Origin of the sequence: Actinoplanes sp. NPDC023936 (assembly GCF_040639325.1) — a bacterium.
In the GTDB taxonomy this organism is placed as follows: domain Bacteria; phylum Actinomycetota; class Actinomycetes; order Mycobacteriales; family Micromonosporaceae; genus Actinoplanes.
The window spans coordinates 109705-123791 of record NZ_JBEZZR010000001.1 but is presented as its reverse complement, the minus strand read 5'-3'; the positions used below and the strand labels follow the sequence as shown (position 1 = coordinate 123791).

General features: G+C 71.4%; 15 protein-coding genes. 2 read left to right on the top strand and 13 right to left on the bottom strand.

Annotated elements, in window-relative coordinates; translation table 11 throughout:
* Position 1 precedes the first annotated feature (1 nt).
* Together AB0F72_RS00605 and AB0F72_RS00600 are read left to right on the top strand one after the other, a co-directional pair.
* Positions 2 to 691, top strand: coding sequence for a hypothetical protein (locus AB0F72_RS00605; RefSeq protein ID WP_360422850.1), 690 nt, complete (start codon positions 2 to 4; stop codon positions 689 to 691).
* Positions 688 to 1029: a transcriptional regulator gene (locus tag AB0F72_RS00600; protein WP_360422847.1), complete on the top strand. Its 342-nt coding sequence runs from the start codon at positions 688 to 690 to the stop codon at positions 1027 to 1029. Before AB0F72_RS00605 ends, AB0F72_RS00600 begins: the two co-directional genes overlap by 4 nt.
* A gap of 73 nt (positions 1030 to 1102) precedes the next feature.
* Here AB0F72_RS00600 and AB0F72_RS00595 read toward each other — a convergent pair whose 3' ends face one another.
* The 13 genes from AB0F72_RS00595 to AB0F72_RS00535 form a co-directional block, all read right to left on the bottom strand.
* The gene (locus AB0F72_RS00595; protein WP_360422844.1) at positions 1103 to 1378 is read right to left on the bottom strand and encodes a hypothetical protein; all 276 of its coding nucleotides are present in this window, start codon (positions 1376 to 1378) and stop codon (positions 1103 to 1105) included.
* 131 nt (positions 1379 to 1509) lie between these two features.
* Complete coding sequence (locus tag AB0F72_RS00590; RefSeq protein ID WP_360422841.1) at positions 1510 to 2433, bottom strand: YegS/Rv2252/BmrU family lipid kinase; 924 nt, start codon at positions 2431 to 2433, stop codon at positions 1510 to 1512.
* Positions 2434 to 2453: 20 nt separating this feature from the next.
* A complete protein-coding gene (locus tag AB0F72_RS00585) occupies positions 2454 to 2651 on the bottom strand; it encodes a hypothetical protein (RefSeq protein WP_360422838.1) in 198 nt (65 codons plus the stop codon).
* A gap of 26 nt (positions 2652 to 2677) precedes the next feature.
* Positions 2678 to 3250, bottom strand: coding sequence for a GAF domain-containing protein (locus AB0F72_RS00580; RefSeq protein WP_360422835.1), 573 nt, complete (start codon positions 3248 to 3250; stop codon positions 2678 to 2680).
* A 49-nt stretch (positions 3251 to 3299) separates the two neighbouring features.
* The gene (locus tag AB0F72_RS00575) at positions 3300 to 4184 is read right to left on the bottom strand and encodes a DNA-3-methyladenine glycosylase 2 family protein (protein ID WP_360423791.1); all 885 of its coding nucleotides are present in this window, start codon (positions 4182 to 4184) and stop codon (positions 3300 to 3302) included.
* Positions 4185 to 4471: 287 nt separating this feature from the next.
* Positions 4472 to 5680 (bottom strand): Pecanex-like protein 1, encoded by a 1209-nt coding sequence (locus tag AB0F72_RS00570; RefSeq protein ID WP_360422832.1) that lies wholly within the window; start codon positions 5678 to 5680, stop codon positions 4472 to 4474.
* 39 nt (positions 5681 to 5719) lie between these two features.
* Positions 5720 to 6496, bottom strand: a complete 777-nt coding sequence (locus AB0F72_RS00565) for a DUF4142 domain-containing protein (protein ID WP_360422829.1) — start codon at positions 6494 to 6496, stop codon at positions 5720 to 5722.
* A gap of 20 nt (positions 6497 to 6516) precedes the next feature.
* On the bottom strand, positions 6517 to 7227 hold the full coding sequence (locus AB0F72_RS00560) for a hypothetical protein (RefSeq protein WP_360422826.1): 711 nt from the start codon (positions 7225 to 7227) through the stop codon (positions 6517 to 6519).
* A 222-nt stretch (positions 7228 to 7449) separates the two neighbouring features.
* Positions 7450 to 8223 (bottom strand): hypothetical protein, encoded by a 774-nt coding sequence (locus tag AB0F72_RS00555; protein ID WP_360422823.1) that lies wholly within the window; start codon positions 8221 to 8223, stop codon positions 7450 to 7452.
* Positions 8220 to 8903 (bottom strand): sigma-70 family RNA polymerase sigma factor, encoded by a 684-nt coding sequence (locus AB0F72_RS00550; RefSeq protein WP_360422820.1) that lies wholly within the window; start codon positions 8901 to 8903, stop codon positions 8220 to 8222. Before AB0F72_RS00550 ends, AB0F72_RS00555 begins: the two co-directional genes overlap by 4 nt.
* A gap of 546 nt (positions 8904 to 9449) precedes the next feature.
* Positions 9450 to 10430, bottom strand: coding sequence for a hypothetical protein (locus AB0F72_RS00545; protein ID WP_360422817.1), 981 nt, complete (start codon positions 10428 to 10430; stop codon positions 9450 to 9452).
* On the bottom strand, positions 10427 to 12916 hold the full coding sequence (locus AB0F72_RS00540; protein WP_360422815.1) for an SMC family ATPase: 2490 nt from the start codon (positions 12914 to 12916) through the stop codon (positions 10427 to 10429). Before AB0F72_RS00540 ends, AB0F72_RS00545 begins: the two co-directional genes overlap by 4 nt.
* The gene (locus tag AB0F72_RS00535) at positions 12913 to 14085 is read right to left on the bottom strand and encodes an exonuclease SbcCD subunit D (RefSeq protein ID WP_360422812.1); all 1173 of its coding nucleotides are present in this window, start codon (positions 14083 to 14085) and stop codon (positions 12913 to 12915) included. The genes AB0F72_RS00540 and AB0F72_RS00535 overlap by 4 nt, the downstream gene beginning before the upstream one ends.
* Positions 14086 to 14087 lie beyond the last annotated feature (2 nt).

Sequence of the window (14087 nt, the reverse complement as noted above, 5' to 3'; positions counted from 1 at the left end):
CATGACAACTGATGCGGTACCTGCCGACGGTGACCCGCGCCGCCTGCTGGCCGATGTGCGCGCCCTCGCCCACCGGGTGCGCGTCGACCAGCGGATGACCTGGGCCGCGCTGCTCGTGCTGGGTGTGATGACGCTCCTCGCGATCCCGTTCGACTGGTTCGGCATGCGGGTCGACTGCGGCCCCGACGGCGGCTGCACGTTCGCCCGCCGGGGCATGCTGTACTACTGGCCGCCCGCGATGGTGCTGGCGTACGGGACCATCACCGTCTGCTACCTCCGGGCCGCCCGGGCGCGGGGACTGGGCGCCCGGGTGCTGCCCTACGCGATCACCGGCGCCGTGACGACCCTCGTGTTCCCCGCCGCGTGGCTGGCCGTGCATCTGTACTTCCAGAGTCACCCCTATCCGGACGGCCCCCTCCCGTACTGGTATTTCGTGCTGGACCGGCTGGTCATGCCGTGGGGCATGGTCGGGGTGGCGCTGCTGGTGCTGGCCTGGCTGGAACGCAACCGGGCGCTGGCGCTGTTCACCGTCGGTTACCTGGTGCTGGTGCTGCTGGTGTTGCCGATGAACTTCGGCTTCGGCCCGCCCCACTTCGGCATCCGCGCGGGAATGGCGGTGCCCCAGCTCATCGCCGGGATCGTGCTGCTGCTGGGCGCGTTCGGCTTCGCGCGCGCCGGCCGGCGGCGGTGAGCGCCGTGACCGACACACCCGGCCCGGACGCCGACCACCCCGTCCTCGGGCTGGACGACGTGGTGCACCAGCGGGTCCGGCTCGGCATCCTCACCATCGCGCACGAGGCACGCCGCGTCGAGTTCGGTTACCTGCGCACCCAGCTGGACCTGACCGCCGGAAACCTCTCCAAGCATCTGAGCGTGCTGGAGGCGGCCGGACTGATCGACGTGGAGAAGGGCTACGAGGGCCGCCGGGCCCGCACGTGGATCACCCTCACTCCGGCCGGCACGACCGCGCTGGCCGAGGAGATCAACCGCCTGAAGCTGCTGATCGCCCGGGTGGAGACCACCGGCTGACCGCCCCGGCGGGGTGCCGCCCCGGCGGGTGCCGGTTTCGGGCCGGCCGCGGCGGCACGACCCGCGGGGCGCGTCAGCGGGCCAGGTGGAAGCCGGCGGCCAGCAGGCCGATCAGGACTATCGCGGCGCCGGCGGCTAATCGGATGGTGTGCGCCCAGGCCACCCGGCGGTTGGCGCGGACCGCGTGCTTGGCGGCGGTGACCTCGTGCCACGCCGCATGGGTGCGCCCCAGACGGTAGGCGACCGCCAGCACGCCGCCCACCGTCAGCACGGCGCCCACGTAGGGCGCGGCGGGTGGCAACGGACGGCCCTCACTCAGCAGGAGCGAGGCGACGCTCGGGTATGACATGTGGACCTCCTCAGACGAAGCAGTGACAGCCAGTCTGGGCGCGGTCCGCAGGAACAATCCAGAGGATTCAGGGGCGAATACCGACAGGAACGAAACGCCCGTGCACGGACGGATACGAACCTATCTGTCGCCTATTGGTCACTTGAATCGTCAGTGCTTTCGGCAGGCACGCAGACCCGGACCGCTGCGGGCACGACCGAGGCCGTGAACTTGCGGGTCTTCGCGCGGGCGCCGCCGTCGAGTTCGTATTCGAGCTCGGATTCCAGCTTCACATCGACGCGCTGCGCCCGGGTCATCCGGACGAAGGGCGAGTTGTCGGAGCGGCCCACCGCCATCGTGCCCAGCGCCCGCGCCCACTGCAGGGCGCCCTGGGCGGTGGCCACGCCCACGTCCAGCCAGCCGTCGTCGGGCACCGCGTCGTCAAAGGCCCGGATGCCGCCGGTGATCGTGCCGACGTTGCCGATCAGGACGCAGCTGGCCTCGTCGTCGAACCAGTCGGCGCCGTCCACCTTGATCTTCGCTCGCGGGGCCTCGCCGTTGACGTGGCGGATGCCGGTCCAGACATAGGCGAGCTTGCCGAGGCGGTCCTTGAGCGCGCCGTCGGCGTCCTTGATCATTGCGCCGTCGAAGCCGACGCCGGCCATCACCGCGAAGTGCTCGCCACCGAGTCTGCCGAGGTCGAGGCTGCGCCGCGCACCGTGGAAAGCGATGTCGACGGCCTGTTCGAGATCGGTCGGGATGCCGAGGTTGCCGGCCAGCAGGTTTCCCGTGCCGGCCGGCATGATCGCCACCGGGATCTTGCTGCCGCCCTTCTCCGTGGCGAGCACGTCGAGGGAGCGCTGCACCATGCCGTCACCGCCCCAGACGATCAGCAGGTCGACTCCGGCGTCGATCGCCTTACGGACCTTCTTGGGGGCTTTGCGGCTCTTCGGCACTTCGAACCAGAGCAGTTCCTCGACGTCCTTGCCGGTGATTCGCCGGCGCAGTTCGTCGAGTCCGCCACCGAGATTCTTCCGCTGGTGGGCAACGACGGCGATTCTGCGGGGGGTACGCATGTCGCCGCCGTTACCCAGAATCAGCGGAAGCTGAAACGGCGGCGCTTCTTCCGGCCGAACGTGTTCTGCAGCGTGTCGGCGCCCTGGCGCAGCAGACGGGTGCCCCGGCTGGCGCCGCGACGCCGCTCGATGGTGTCGCTGAGCTTGCGGGCGCCGGCGGCGCCAAGGGGGACAAGGATGGCGGTCAGGATCAGTTTGCGGGCGAAGTTCCAGATCATGCCGGTGTAATACCCAGCTTTGAAGATCAGTTCACGGTGTCGCGCATGCGTTGTTCGGCGGCCGCGCTGCGGATCACCATGAGACGCAACTCCAGTTCGTCGGCGACGATCGACGCCAGGTGCTCCAGCGCCTTGAGCTGGCGCTGGCCGGCGTCCCGTGGGCGGCTGTCGATGACGTTGACGGTGCCGAGACGGTACCCGTCGTGGGTGCGGATCGGCGCGGCGGCGTAGAAGCGCAGGCCCAGCTCGCCCCGGACCAGCGGATGGTCCAGCGTGCGCGGGTCGACGGCCGCGTTGTTGATCACGTAGACGTCATCCTGGGCGATCACCGACGCGCACAGGCCGGGCTCCTTGCCGACCTCGCGGACACCGGGCAGGCCCTGGCACGCGGCCAGCCAGACCCGGTCCTGCTCGACAAGCGAGACCGTCGCGATCGGAGTCTCGAAGATGGCGCCGGCCACGAAGGCGATCCGGTCGTAGGCGTCCTCGACCGGCTGGTCCACCATGCGGTACCGGCGTACCGCCGCGAGACGGGCCTCCTCGCTGTCCCGGGGCCCGACGTTGTCGAGATATTCGTAGGCGTTAGACGACACTGTCATGGACGCCAGCCTATGTCCTCAGCACGCTGAACGTCGCACAGGAAGTCAGTCAGAAACGGGCGAACGACCTGATCGGCATCCGCGGTCCGAACTTCGGGGCGCCGATCCCGCCGAGGGAGAAAAGGTCACAGACCCGGCCCCGGTGCCCGCGGAACGGCTCCAGCAACTCGAGCATCCGCTCGTCGGTGCCGCGGGCCTCACCGGCGAGCGCCCAGGCCACCGTGTTCGGGATGTGGAAGTCGCCGACGCTCACCGCGTCGGCGTCACCGAACGCGTACCGCACCACCTCGGCGGCGGTCCACGGGCCGATGCCGGGCAGCGCTGTCATCCGGCGGGTCGCCTCGGCCGCGCCGGCGCACTCGTCGAGCCGGGCGGCGACAGTCGCGGCACGCAGCAGGGTCTGTGTGCGCCGCTGCTCCACGCCGAACGGGTGGAAGGTCCAGTAGGGCGTCGCCGCTATCGCGGCCGGATCAGGTGGGAGCACGAGATCTGCCGGGCCGGGCGCCGGCTCACCGAAATGACGGCAGATTGCGCGGTACGCCCGATGCGCCTCCTTGCCGGTGACCTTCTGCTCCAGGATCGCGCGCAGCAGCCTCGGGAAGACCTGACCGGTGGCCGCCAGACGCACTCCGGCGAACGTCCTGGCCAGGCGGTTGACGAGCGGGTTCGCGGCGGCCAGCTCGGCGAAGCCGGTGAGGTCGTCACGCAGCCCGGCGATCGCGTCGGCGCGGTCGACGATCCAGCCCGCGCCCGGACCGTGGCCGGTCGCGATCAGCTCGCCGGCGGCGCGGGCCAGATGCAGGGTGGCCGGCCCGTCCGGGGTGCGCGCGGCCATCCAGAACTCGCCGTCCCGCAGAACGCCGCACGGATCGTGTTTCGGCACCAGCAGCGGCCGCACCGATGCGCCGAAGTGGTAACGCTCGGGCGGCGTCATCCGGCGGGTCACGGTCACCGGGCCACTATGCCACTCCGGCCTGGATACGGGCAGGCCGATGGCCCTGACCTTGCTCCGGGGTCAGGGCCATCGGGCGGTGATCCGGACACCCGAGAAGGTCCGGTCACCGGAGTGCGGAGTGCCGCCCGGTGGTGGCCGGGCGGCCCGTCGCGTTTTCCGTCCGGCAGGGGAAAGGACGGCCGGCTGCGCCGAAGGGGGGTCCCGGACGCGAGGTCCGGTTCGGCGACGCCGTGCGGCGGTGTTCTCCGCGTCTGGTGGTCGTACGGTCAGCCGCGCACGCGGATCCGCACCGAGTCGAAGGCGGGGGTCTGGTTGGCGCGCTCCATCATCGGCGTACGGTGCGAGCCGTCACCGGCCCACGAGGAGCACTGGAACGTACCCGCCTCGGGCAGGCCCGGCACCTGGATGGAGACCGTGTCCGGGGTGGCGCCGCCGCGGCTGTCCTCGGTCGCGACGAAGAACGCCGGGACCGGGTCCGGTGCGGGCGCCTGGTTCTGGCTCTGCAGGATCCGGCACGCGGTGTGGAAGTGACCGCGGACCAGGCCGCCCTGCAGGACGCTGCTCTCCACGTAGTAACCGCCCTGGCCGGCCGCGAGGAAGCGGTCCCGGATCAGGTTGCGGGTGCTGACCTGGAGGGTGAACGGGGTGTTCACGTTGACCTGGCGGGGCGCCCGGGTGATCAGCAGCGTCGGGTTGTTGGCGGCCGCGCCGACCTCACCGAACTCGGTGGAGACGCACCGGTTGCCCTTCTGGAAGCCGTCGTGCGCCTCCAGGTCGCTGGTCTCGCAGCTGTTGGTCAGGATGCCGAGACCGGCGCCGGGCGGCGGAGTGGTCTGGCCCTGGGTCGGCTGCGGCGCGGGCTGCTCGGTCTCCTCCTCGGCCGGCGGCTGGGTCTCCTCAGCCGGCGGAGCGGTGGTCTCCTCCTCGGCCGGCGGCTGGGACTCCTCCCCGGCGGGCGGGGCGGTGGTCTCCTCCTCGGCCGGCTGGCTGGCCTCCTCCGACGGCACGGCGCTGGGGTTCCCCCCGTTGTTGTTGCCGCCGTTGTTCCCGCCGTTGTTGTTGCCGCCGTTGTTGTTTCCGCCGCCGTTGCCGCGGCGGCGGGCCTGGGTGGTCGCCTCGACGGCGCCCTCCTCGTTGGCGACGTTGTTCATCACCCACGTGCGGCACCGGGCCCGGACCTCGGCAGCGGTGGCCACGTCGCCGGCGCCGTCGTCGGCGTGCTGCGTGACCCGGCCGTTGTTCGTGGTGTACGTGCCCCGCCGGGTCTCCGTGGAGAGGTCGACCTGGTTCGGGGCGGCCAGGTCGTCACAGGCCGCCAGTGCCCTCTTCGTGGTGCGGTCGGTGCTGGCGTTCGAGACCTGGGTGACGGTCACGATGCCGCCGAACGCGACCAGCGTGGCCGCGACGGCGATGATGCGGCGCCGACCGCTGAACCACGTCGGGGAACTGGCGCGCCGGTACTTGGACCTTCGCATGGGTGACACCTTTCTTGGTCGCCGTGGGCGATTCGAGACCTAGCGCGCCCGGAAGATGCGCATGGTCGTGATAACCCCGACCACCAGTGCGGCGGCGAGGACGAGCAGGATGACGGTGTTGCTGAGGCCCGGAACGCTTCCGCCCTCGGTGGCCGCGACGAGCATCTGGTTGTCGACCGGAACCGGACCCTGACCCGCGGCGGCGGCCGGCGCCGGCGCGGTGGGGAGTGCCGCGTAGTCGACGATGCCGCTGCTCTCCAGCAGGGTCATGTGCGTCATCACGAACTGGTTCGTCTGCTGGGCCAGCTTGCGGACCGAGTCGTTGCGCGTGGTGGCGCGGATCGTGGCGATGGCGGGGAAGATCTTCCCGTGGGCCGCCCGGAGCCGGTCGATGAAGATCTGGTCGAACTGGGCCGGCGTGGGCGCCGTGCGCATCTCGTTCAGCCAGGCCTGCTGGTCGCCGTTCGGCTGGTTCGGCAGGCTGATGCCGAGCTTCTTGGCGACCGCGCGGTCCAGGTTGTCGAGCGCGACGTGCTGCTTGGCGATCTCCGCACCGATCTTGACGACGGCCGGGTTCTCCGACTTCTCCTGAGCCATGTTGCCGGCGGGGACCTCCCAGAGGCCGGCGAGCCGGACCTTGATGACGAAGTCCCGGTCGGCGGCGGTCACCACGCCGGCGCCCTTGTCGGTCAGTCCGGTGTTCGGGGGGATCGGGACCTCGTCGTCGGCGTGTGCCACCCCGGCCGGCGTGAGCAGGAACGCCAGGGAGAGAGCCACGGTGCCGACCAGCCATCGGGGGATGCGGCGGGCCTTCATTTCTCCTCCAACCTCGGCGATCAGTAGCTGTAGTCGCTGCCGGCGTCCGCGGGCTCCTCGGCGTCCGCGTCGGCGTCGGCCTCGTCGTCCGCGGGCGGCGCGACCGGCTTGGAGATCTTGGGAAGGCAGGTCAGGTTCTTGGTGCCTTCCGGGGTGATGACGAACCAGGTGCCGCTGACGTTCTGGCCCTTCCACTGGCCCGGCTTCTTGTCGCCGATGTAGCGGTAGAGCGGCCAGCCCTTGAGGGTCAGCTGCTTGGTGCCGTCCGCGCGGGTGACCGTGCCGACCAGCTTCTCGTCGACGCCGTCCAGCGCGGGCTCACCGTCGTTGGTGATCGCCGGCGGCCAGATCTCGGCGCAGTCGCCGTTGCAGTTCGACTTGGCCGGGTCGTCGGAGTCCTTGTCGAACCGGTACAGCACGAAGCCGTCCTCGTCCTGCACCGTCTCGCCCATCTTCGCCACCTTGGTGGCGGTCAGCTGCTGCGTGGCGAGCTCTTCGCTGATCTCCGGGGCGTTCGCCTCGCCGCCGCCGGGAGCGGCCTCGGCGGTGGACTCGGGGTCCGCCTCCGCGGTCGACTCCGGGTCGGCCTCGGCGGTCGCGCCCGGGGACGCGGCGACCTCGTTGGAGGCCGGCTCAGCCGCGTTGCCGTAGTCGGCAGCCGCGTTGCCGTATCCGGCCGGGGCGCAGCCGGGCAGTGCGACCACCGCCGCGAGTGCTGCACCGACAACCATCAACTTCCGCTTCTCCGGTACCACTGGCCCTCCAGCTGATTAATGGCGCTGCCATTTCCAGGCTGTAGTACGGAGTGGGTGCGGTGGCGGTTGAACATTCGGCTCGATCAAATCGGAGAAATTTCCTTTGAACCATCCGGACGCGGCATACGTAAACAGATGACCGATCCGCGAAAAAGGGCCCGGCCGCTGATGCGGCCGGGCCCTTTCGTGTTCGGACGGTCACGGAACGCGAACGAGAGTCTCCCCCGGGCCGTTCGCCGTGATCTCCTGCACCTGGAGGTGCGCGATGTCGTCACGGGCCGTGCCGGTGACCGCCTGCAGCAGCAGCGGCGACGGGTTCTCCGCGGTGCCCCAGCCTTTCGCGCCGATGTCCCAGCTGGCGAGCAGCTCGGCCGTGCCGTCGGTGCGGACCGCGTAGAGGCCGCACTTCTTCGGGCCGGTGATGTTGGAGACCGCGAAGGAGACCTGGGTGCCCCAGTCCTTCTTCTCCAGGCCGACCGCCATCGCCACACCGGTCCGGGCGTCGGTGCCGCTGAACGGCTCACCGGGCAGCGGGGTGCCACCCAGGCCGACGCCGTCCGAGTTCGGCAGCGGGTCGAGCTGGCTGCTGGAGCTCTGCGCGCCGGTCTCCGGAGCGGTGGCGTCGTCACCGAGCCACGCGCCACCCGCGAAGAGCGCGCCGATCGAGAGCATCGCGAAGATCACGACGGCGGCGGCCAGCGAGTAGAGCCGGCGACTGTTCGCCTTGCGCCGCTCGGTCCGCACCTCACGGAGCATGTTGTTGAGCAACTGGCCGTCGCGCTCGGACTGCTCGGCGGCGACGAGCGCCTCCGCGTCAACGGTCGCCAGCACGTCCGCCACCTGGACGAAGGACTCCAGCTCGTACGCACACTGCGGGCAGTCGATCAGGTGGTCCTCGAACTGGGCCGCACCACGGTCGTCGAGGATGCCGAGCGCGTACGACGCGACGTCGTAGTGCTGGTCCTGTGTCATTCCGTCACCCCCCGCTGCGCGAGAGCCGACCGCAGAGCCCGGAGAGCGTAGTAGACCCGTGACTTGGCCGTCCCGAGCGGGAGGTTCAGCGCCTCCGCCGCCTCGGGGACGGTCCGTCCGCGGAAGTACGTCTCGATCAGAATCTCCCGGTGCGAGTGGCTCAGCTGCCGGAGCGCGTCCGACACCGTCATCGACTGCAGGACCTTGTCGGTCTCGTCGGACGTGGTCGGGAAGCTCTCCAGCTCACGATCGTACGTCTCCGCGGGGCGGGCGTTGGCGCTGCGGTGCTCGTCGATGGCGATCCGCCGGGCGACAGTGACCAGCCAGGGCCGCAGGGACTGCTGGCCCTGCGCGCCGAGCCGGTGCGCGTTGCGCCAGGCCCGCAGCAGGGTCTCCTGCACGATGTCCTCGGCGCGCTGCCGGTCACCGCCGGTCAGCCGCAGCACGAACATCAGCAGCGGGCCGGCGTGCTCCTCGTAGAGCATCTTGACCAGCGTGTCCTCGTGGCTCGGACTGCCGCTCGGAGTGGCTCCGTGCCGCGGCGCCTGTCGCGGGATCACCGTGCCCTCGTCGCGTGAGTGACTGCCACCGTCGAGAGCCTGCCACCTACCACCGGAGTGTTGCCGTGCCATCACACGCACCCTCTCCGGCGCGAGCCGATCCTCGGCCACCGCATGCATCGATACCTCCGCCCGGACCTTTCCCCGTCGCCTGATGTACGGCTGGGGGGCCCTGCCGGGATCAAAGCCGGCGCGAGATTTTCCGGGGCACTCGGTCTCAACGGTCCTCCGCTGCGATCGTGATCGTGAAGGCGCACCGGTCGGAGATCACCCTCCGTATTGATCTACGACGATTCGGACGCCAGGTAAGGCGGAATGATACTCAGTGACAACCGAACGTAGACATGGTCCTGAGAATAATTCTCTCGGACGCGGGAGAGCGCGATCTCGTAGCGTGAACCTACGATTTCGTAGCGTCGATCGGATCGCGTAACAAGTGGTGAAAGGCGGGGTCCGAGAACCGTTCGGGTGACCCGCTAATGCCACTCGGCCCTATCCTGTGACCGCCCCACCGGGAGCGCTCCCATTTCCCGATGGCGCTGCTGGAGCGCTTCTCCGCTCCTATTCGGATCATCCTCCCGGACGCCCCGTATGGTCAACTTCGCGCGTTCTGGAAAGGCGACCGTGCACGATCACACAGGCGGTCCCACGTGCCGAGATCGAAGATCAAGAAGTGAGACGGGTCCGGGCGGTCTCCCGGGCGAGCGCGCGGTGCAGCACCCGGGCGTCACCGAGCATCGCGCGCAGCCGCCGCTCCAGCCCGGCGATCGGCACCAGGTTCTGCGGCGCCCGCGGATCCTTGTAGGCCGACGACGCGAGCCGCGGCAGTGTCGCGCCGGACAGGTCGGCCAGTTCGATCGCCTGATCCGGGCTGAGCTCCGGCGAGCACTCCACCCGCACCACGCCGGACCACGGCGCCCCGGACGAGCCGGGCAGCCGCAGGTACCACGACCAGCCGCCCCAGACTGTCTCGATCTTGAACACCGGGGTCCGCTGGGCCTGCCGGAGTCGTGGCACCACCGCCTGCTGCGCGGCCGGGAGGTACTGCTTCTGCTGGGTCTTGATGTACCCGATCGTGCGCGGCAGCTGACGCCGGCTCCGGAGTGGACCGTCGACGATCAGCAGATCGGCCCCGTCCGAGCCACCGTCCCGGGCCACCGTCGAGATCTCGATCTCCAGGGCGGTCAGCGGCGGCTGCACGGCGGCCGGCAACTTGCTCGCCTCGCCCGTGCCGCTGACCCGGTGCACCTCGTAGCGCACCGAGCCGGCGACCAGGTCGCTCACCGACGGACTGGCGGTGAAGAGGCCACGCGCCACTCGCGCACCGGCCAGTTCGGCGACGCCACGGCCCAGGTCGCAGCGGACCACGCCGGCCGCGTACGAGGCGGCGAGACCGGCGTAGGACGTGCCGTCCTCCTCGGCCGTCCACAACCCGGCGTCGTTGCGGCGCACGCCGTCGACCAGGAACACCACGTCCGGCGCACGGACCGACGAGGAGACGTCGATCGGCGCCCACTCGGCGGCGGGCACCTCCACGTCGACGTCGACCTGCTGCGAGCTGGAGGACGACGGGCCGTCGCCGCCGCCCTCGCCCTCGAACGACGAACCGTAGGAGGGATCCCACGCGTCCACGAACACCCTGGTCACATGCCCACCCTTTCGACGTGCGCGGTCCGCGCGTCCTTGTGCACCTCGAACCGGACCGGCACCCGCTCGGCGAGCGCCTGCACGTGGGTGACCAGGCCGACCATCCGGTCACCACGGGCCGCCAGGTTCTCCAGGGTCGCGGCCACCACGTCGAGGGTGGCCGCGTCCAGGGTGCCGAAGCCCTCGTCCAGCACGATCGACTCCAGGCTCGCCGCGGTCGTGCTCATCCCGGCCAGCTGCTCGGAGAGGGCGAGCGCGAGCGCCAGCGACGCCTGGAACGTCTCACCGCCGGACAGGGTGCGCACGCCGCGCTTGAGCCCGGCGTCGTGATGGTCCACCACGAAGAACTCGCCCTTGTCGTGGACCAGCTCGTACTGCCCGTTGGTGAGCTCGCGCAGGATCCCCGATGCGCCGTCGACCAGCAGGTCAAGGGCCTCCTCGAGGAGCCAGCGCTCGAAGTTGTTCGCCCGCAGGTGCCCGGCCAGCGATTTCGCGACCCGGCCCTGGAGCTGCAGCCGGTTGCGCTGCTCGGCGGCCTCGTCGGCCTGCTGCCGCCGCTCGGCCAGACGCTGCCAGGCCGCCTCGGCCCGCTCGGCGGCGACCGCGGCGGCCCGGATCAGCCCGGCCTCGGCGTCCACCGAGGACACCGTGAGGTCCGCCTCGGTGAACAGGTCGACGATCGCGCCGTGCGCGCGGACCGACGCGGCGTGCGCGGCCGTGACCGCGGTGTCCGCCTCGGCCCGGCCGGCCAGCCGGGTCTCGTACTCCCCGCGCGCCCAGCCGACCAGGGCCTGCCACGCGGCGGCGAGGTCGTCCCGGTCGGCCGGCGGCGGCACGAACCGGGCCAGGCCGTCCCGGGCCGCGTCGAACGTGCGCCACGCCGTCCGCTGCTGCTCCTCGGCGGCCCGGACGGCGGCCTGCGCCCGGCGCTGCGTCTCCCGCGCCGCACGCACGGCGGCCGCCGCGTCCTCGAGCCGGCCCTGCAACCGGCCGAGGTCGGCCAGCCGGGCCCGCACCGCCTCCACGTCGGGCAGGCCGGACACCGCGGCGCGCACCTCGGCGAGACGGGACAGATGGTGCTCGTACTGGCCGCGCTTGCGCTCCAGGTCGCTCTCCAGGTTGCGGGCCACCGCGTCGCGTTCCCGCCAGCGCGCCGCCGCTGACTCGGCGGCCGCTTTCGCCGCGGCGCCGGCCGCCTCGGCCAGCCGGACCGCCGACTCCCTCGGCACCTCCGGGACGACCGTGACGGTCTGCTCGCAGACCGGGCACTCGTGACCGGCGACCAGATGGCCGCGCAGGGCCGTGGCCCGGTCGCGCTGCTGGGCGTCCCGGTAGTCCTGGCGGGCCTGCTCCAGCAGCTGCTGCGCGCCGGTGTGCTCGGCCTGGGCCAGCTCGGCGGCGGCGCTGGCGTCCCGGTACTCCACCTCGGCGACCGACACCTTGCCGGCGAACCAGTCCTCCTGCTCGGCCAGCCGCTGCAGCTCGGTGTGCCGATCGAGCATCAGCCGCAGCGTCCCGGCGTCGCCCGCCGCGGCGAGCTCACCGCGGATCTTCTCCTCCGCCTCCTCGGCCGCGTGCACCTCCCGCGCCGCCTGCTCCGCGGCGGCACGGGCCGCGGTGGTCGCCCCGGTCGCCTCGGCGAGCCCGTCGGGGGTACGCACCGACTTCAGCGCCGTCAGCTCCGCGTCGATCGTGTCCCGCGCCGCCACCGCGGACTTCTCCGCCTCACGGGCGGTCCGCAGCCCCGGCACCGCCAGCTCCACCGCCCGGGTCAGCTCGCGCATCCGCTCCAGCCGCTCGGCAGCCGCGCCGACCGCCTCGTCGGTGGCGTCCGCCAGGGCCTCGAGCTGCTGCTCCACCACGGACAGCTTGGCCTCCGCGGCCTTGCCCCGCTCGGACGCCTTGAGCTGCACGTTCTCGTAGACGTGCAGGCCCAGCAGGTTGACCAGGATCTGCTGACGGGTGGCCGGCTTGGCGTGCAGGAAGTCGGCGAACTGCCCCTGCGGGAGCACCACGCAGCTGGTGAACTGCTCGTACGGCAGGCCGACCGCGTCGAGCACCGCGGCTTCCATCTCGGCCGGGGTGCCGGCCAGGGCCTCGCCCAGGTCCTCCAGGTCCATGCCGGTGTCGAGCTTGGTGACGTCGAAGCCGGCCGGCATCAGCTGCAGTCCGGCGCCGGCCGTCTTCACGTTGCCCCGGCCGTCGCGGCGCACCACCCGGGTCGCCACGTACCGATCGCCGGCCGACTCGAAGCAGAGCCGCACCCGCGCCTCGGTGGCCGAGGGCGCCAGCGCGTTGGCGATCCCCCGGGCGCCGCCCCAGCGCGGCACCGTGCCGTAGAGGGCGAAGCAGATCGCGTCGAGCACCGTCGACTTGCCGGAGCCGGTCGGGCCGATCAGGGCGAAGTAGTCGGCGTCGGTGAAGTCCACGGTCGTCGGGTCGCGGAACACCGTGAATCCGGCCATGTCGAGCCTCAGTGGCCTCATTGGTTGCTGCTCACCTCGTCGTACAGCTCGTCGAAGAGCTCGCGGACACCCTCTTCGGCGTTGCCGCGACTGTCCAGGTAGTCGCCGAACAGCTCGCGTGGAGAACGGCCGGCCCGCTCCGCCGACCGCTGTTTCGACGTGTCGGGCAGCATGTCCGGATCGATGCGCACCTCCAGCGCGTTCGGCAGGAGCTCCTGCACGTCCTCGCGCAGACCCGGCCGGGGCGTCTCCCGGACCAGGACACGAAGCCAGGCGTCCGGAAGGTTCACCGTGCCGAGCTGTTCCAGGGTGCCGCGCACGGTGCGCAGGGTGAGCGCCGAGGTCACCGGCACGTCGCGGACCCGGGCGGCCTGGTCGGCGGAGACGTCGACGATCGCGACCGAGGAGACGTTCTCCTCCTCGCCGAAGTCGACGGCGAGCGGGCTGCCGCAGTACCGCGTCGGGCACGGCGAGATGATCTGCTGGGCGCGGTGCAGGTGGCCGAGGGCCACGTAGTGCGCGTTCGGCGGGAACACCGTGGCGGGCACCGCGTAACCCATGATGGTGTGCGCCTCCCGCTCGCCGCCGCCGGTGCTGGCGCCGACGATCGTCAGGTGCGAGGTGAGCAGGTTGACCACGCCCCGCCCGTCCGGGCCCGGCTCGGCGAACGACGCGCTCAGCTTGGCGATCAGCCGGGCGACCAGGTCCGCGTAGGTCTGGTTGGCCTCGGCGGCGGTCAGGTCGTACATCTCGGCGGCGCGGATCGCCAGCCGCTGCGAGAGGAACGGCAGGGCCACCAGCCGCCAGCGCTCGCCACCCTCGGTGACCCCCTCGATCAGCAGGTCACCGACGTCCTCGGCACGGGGGAACGAGCCCCGCAGCTCGATGCCGGCGGCATCGGCCCACGGCCGCAGCGCGTCGAGCGCCGCGCCGTTGTCGTGGTTGCCGCCGATCGCCACCACCCGCGCACCGGTCTTGCGCAGCGCGGACAGCGCCCGGGTGACCAGGCGGGTGGCGTCGGCCGTCGGCGCCGCGGTGTCGTAGAGGTCACCGGCGACGATCACCAGGTCGGGGCGCTCCGCCCGGGCGATCTCGACGACCTGGGCGAGGACGCGGATGTGCTCCTCGTGCCGGTTCCGGCCCTTCAGGACCTTGCCGACGTGCCAGTCGGAGGTGTGCAGGATGCGCATCG

Bases quoted from the DNA above. Each gene is read 5' to 3' on its own strand.
- AB0F72_RS00605 (WP_360422850.1), top strand. From the start codon at position 2: ATGACAACTGATGCGGTACCTGCCGACGGTGACCCGCGCCGCCTGCTG.
- AB0F72_RS00595 (WP_360422844.1), bottom strand. From the start codon at position 1,378: ATGTCATACCCGAGCGTCGCCTCGCTCCTGCTGAGTGAGGGCCGTCCG.
- AB0F72_RS00590 (WP_360422841.1), bottom strand. From the start codon at position 2,433: ATGCGTACCCCCCGCAGAATCGCCGTCGTTGCCCACCAGCGGAAGAAT.
- AB0F72_RS00585 (WP_360422838.1), bottom strand. From the start codon at position 2,651: ATGATCTGGAACTTCGCCCGCAAACTGATCCTGACCGCCATCCTTGTC.
- AB0F72_RS00580 (WP_360422835.1), bottom strand. From the start codon at position 3,250: ATGACAGTGTCGTCTAACGCCTACGAATATCTCGACAACGTCGGGCCC.
- AB0F72_RS00575 (WP_360423791.1), bottom strand. From the start codon at position 4,184: ATGACGCCGCCCGAGCGTTACCACTTCGGCGCATCGGTGCGGCCGCTG.
- AB0F72_RS00570 (WP_360422832.1), bottom strand. From the start codon at position 5,680: ATGCGAAGGTCCAAGTACCGGCGCGCCAGTTCCCCGACGTGGTTCAGC.
- AB0F72_RS00565 (WP_360422829.1), bottom strand. From the start codon at position 6,496: ATGAAGGCCCGCCGCATCCCCCGATGGCTGGTCGGCACCGTGGCTCTC.
- AB0F72_RS00560 (WP_360422826.1), bottom strand. From the start codon at position 7,227: ATGGTTGTCGGTGCAGCACTCGCGGCGGTGGTCGCACTGCCCGGCTGC.
- AB0F72_RS00555 (WP_360422823.1), bottom strand. From the start codon at position 8,223: ATGACACAGGACCAGCACTACGACGTCGCGTCGTACGCGCTCGGCATC.
- AB0F72_RS00550 (WP_360422820.1), bottom strand. From the start codon at position 8,903: ATGCATGCGGTGGCCGAGGATCGGCTCGCGCCGGAGAGGGTGCGTGTG.
- AB0F72_RS00540 (WP_360422815.1), bottom strand. From the start codon at position 12,916: ATGAGGCCACTGAGGCTCGACATGGCCGGATTCACGGTGTTCCGCGAC.
- AB0F72_RS00535 (WP_360422812.1), bottom strand. From the start codon at position 14,085: ATGCGCATCCTGCACACCTCCGACTGGCACGTCGGCAAGGTCCTGAAG.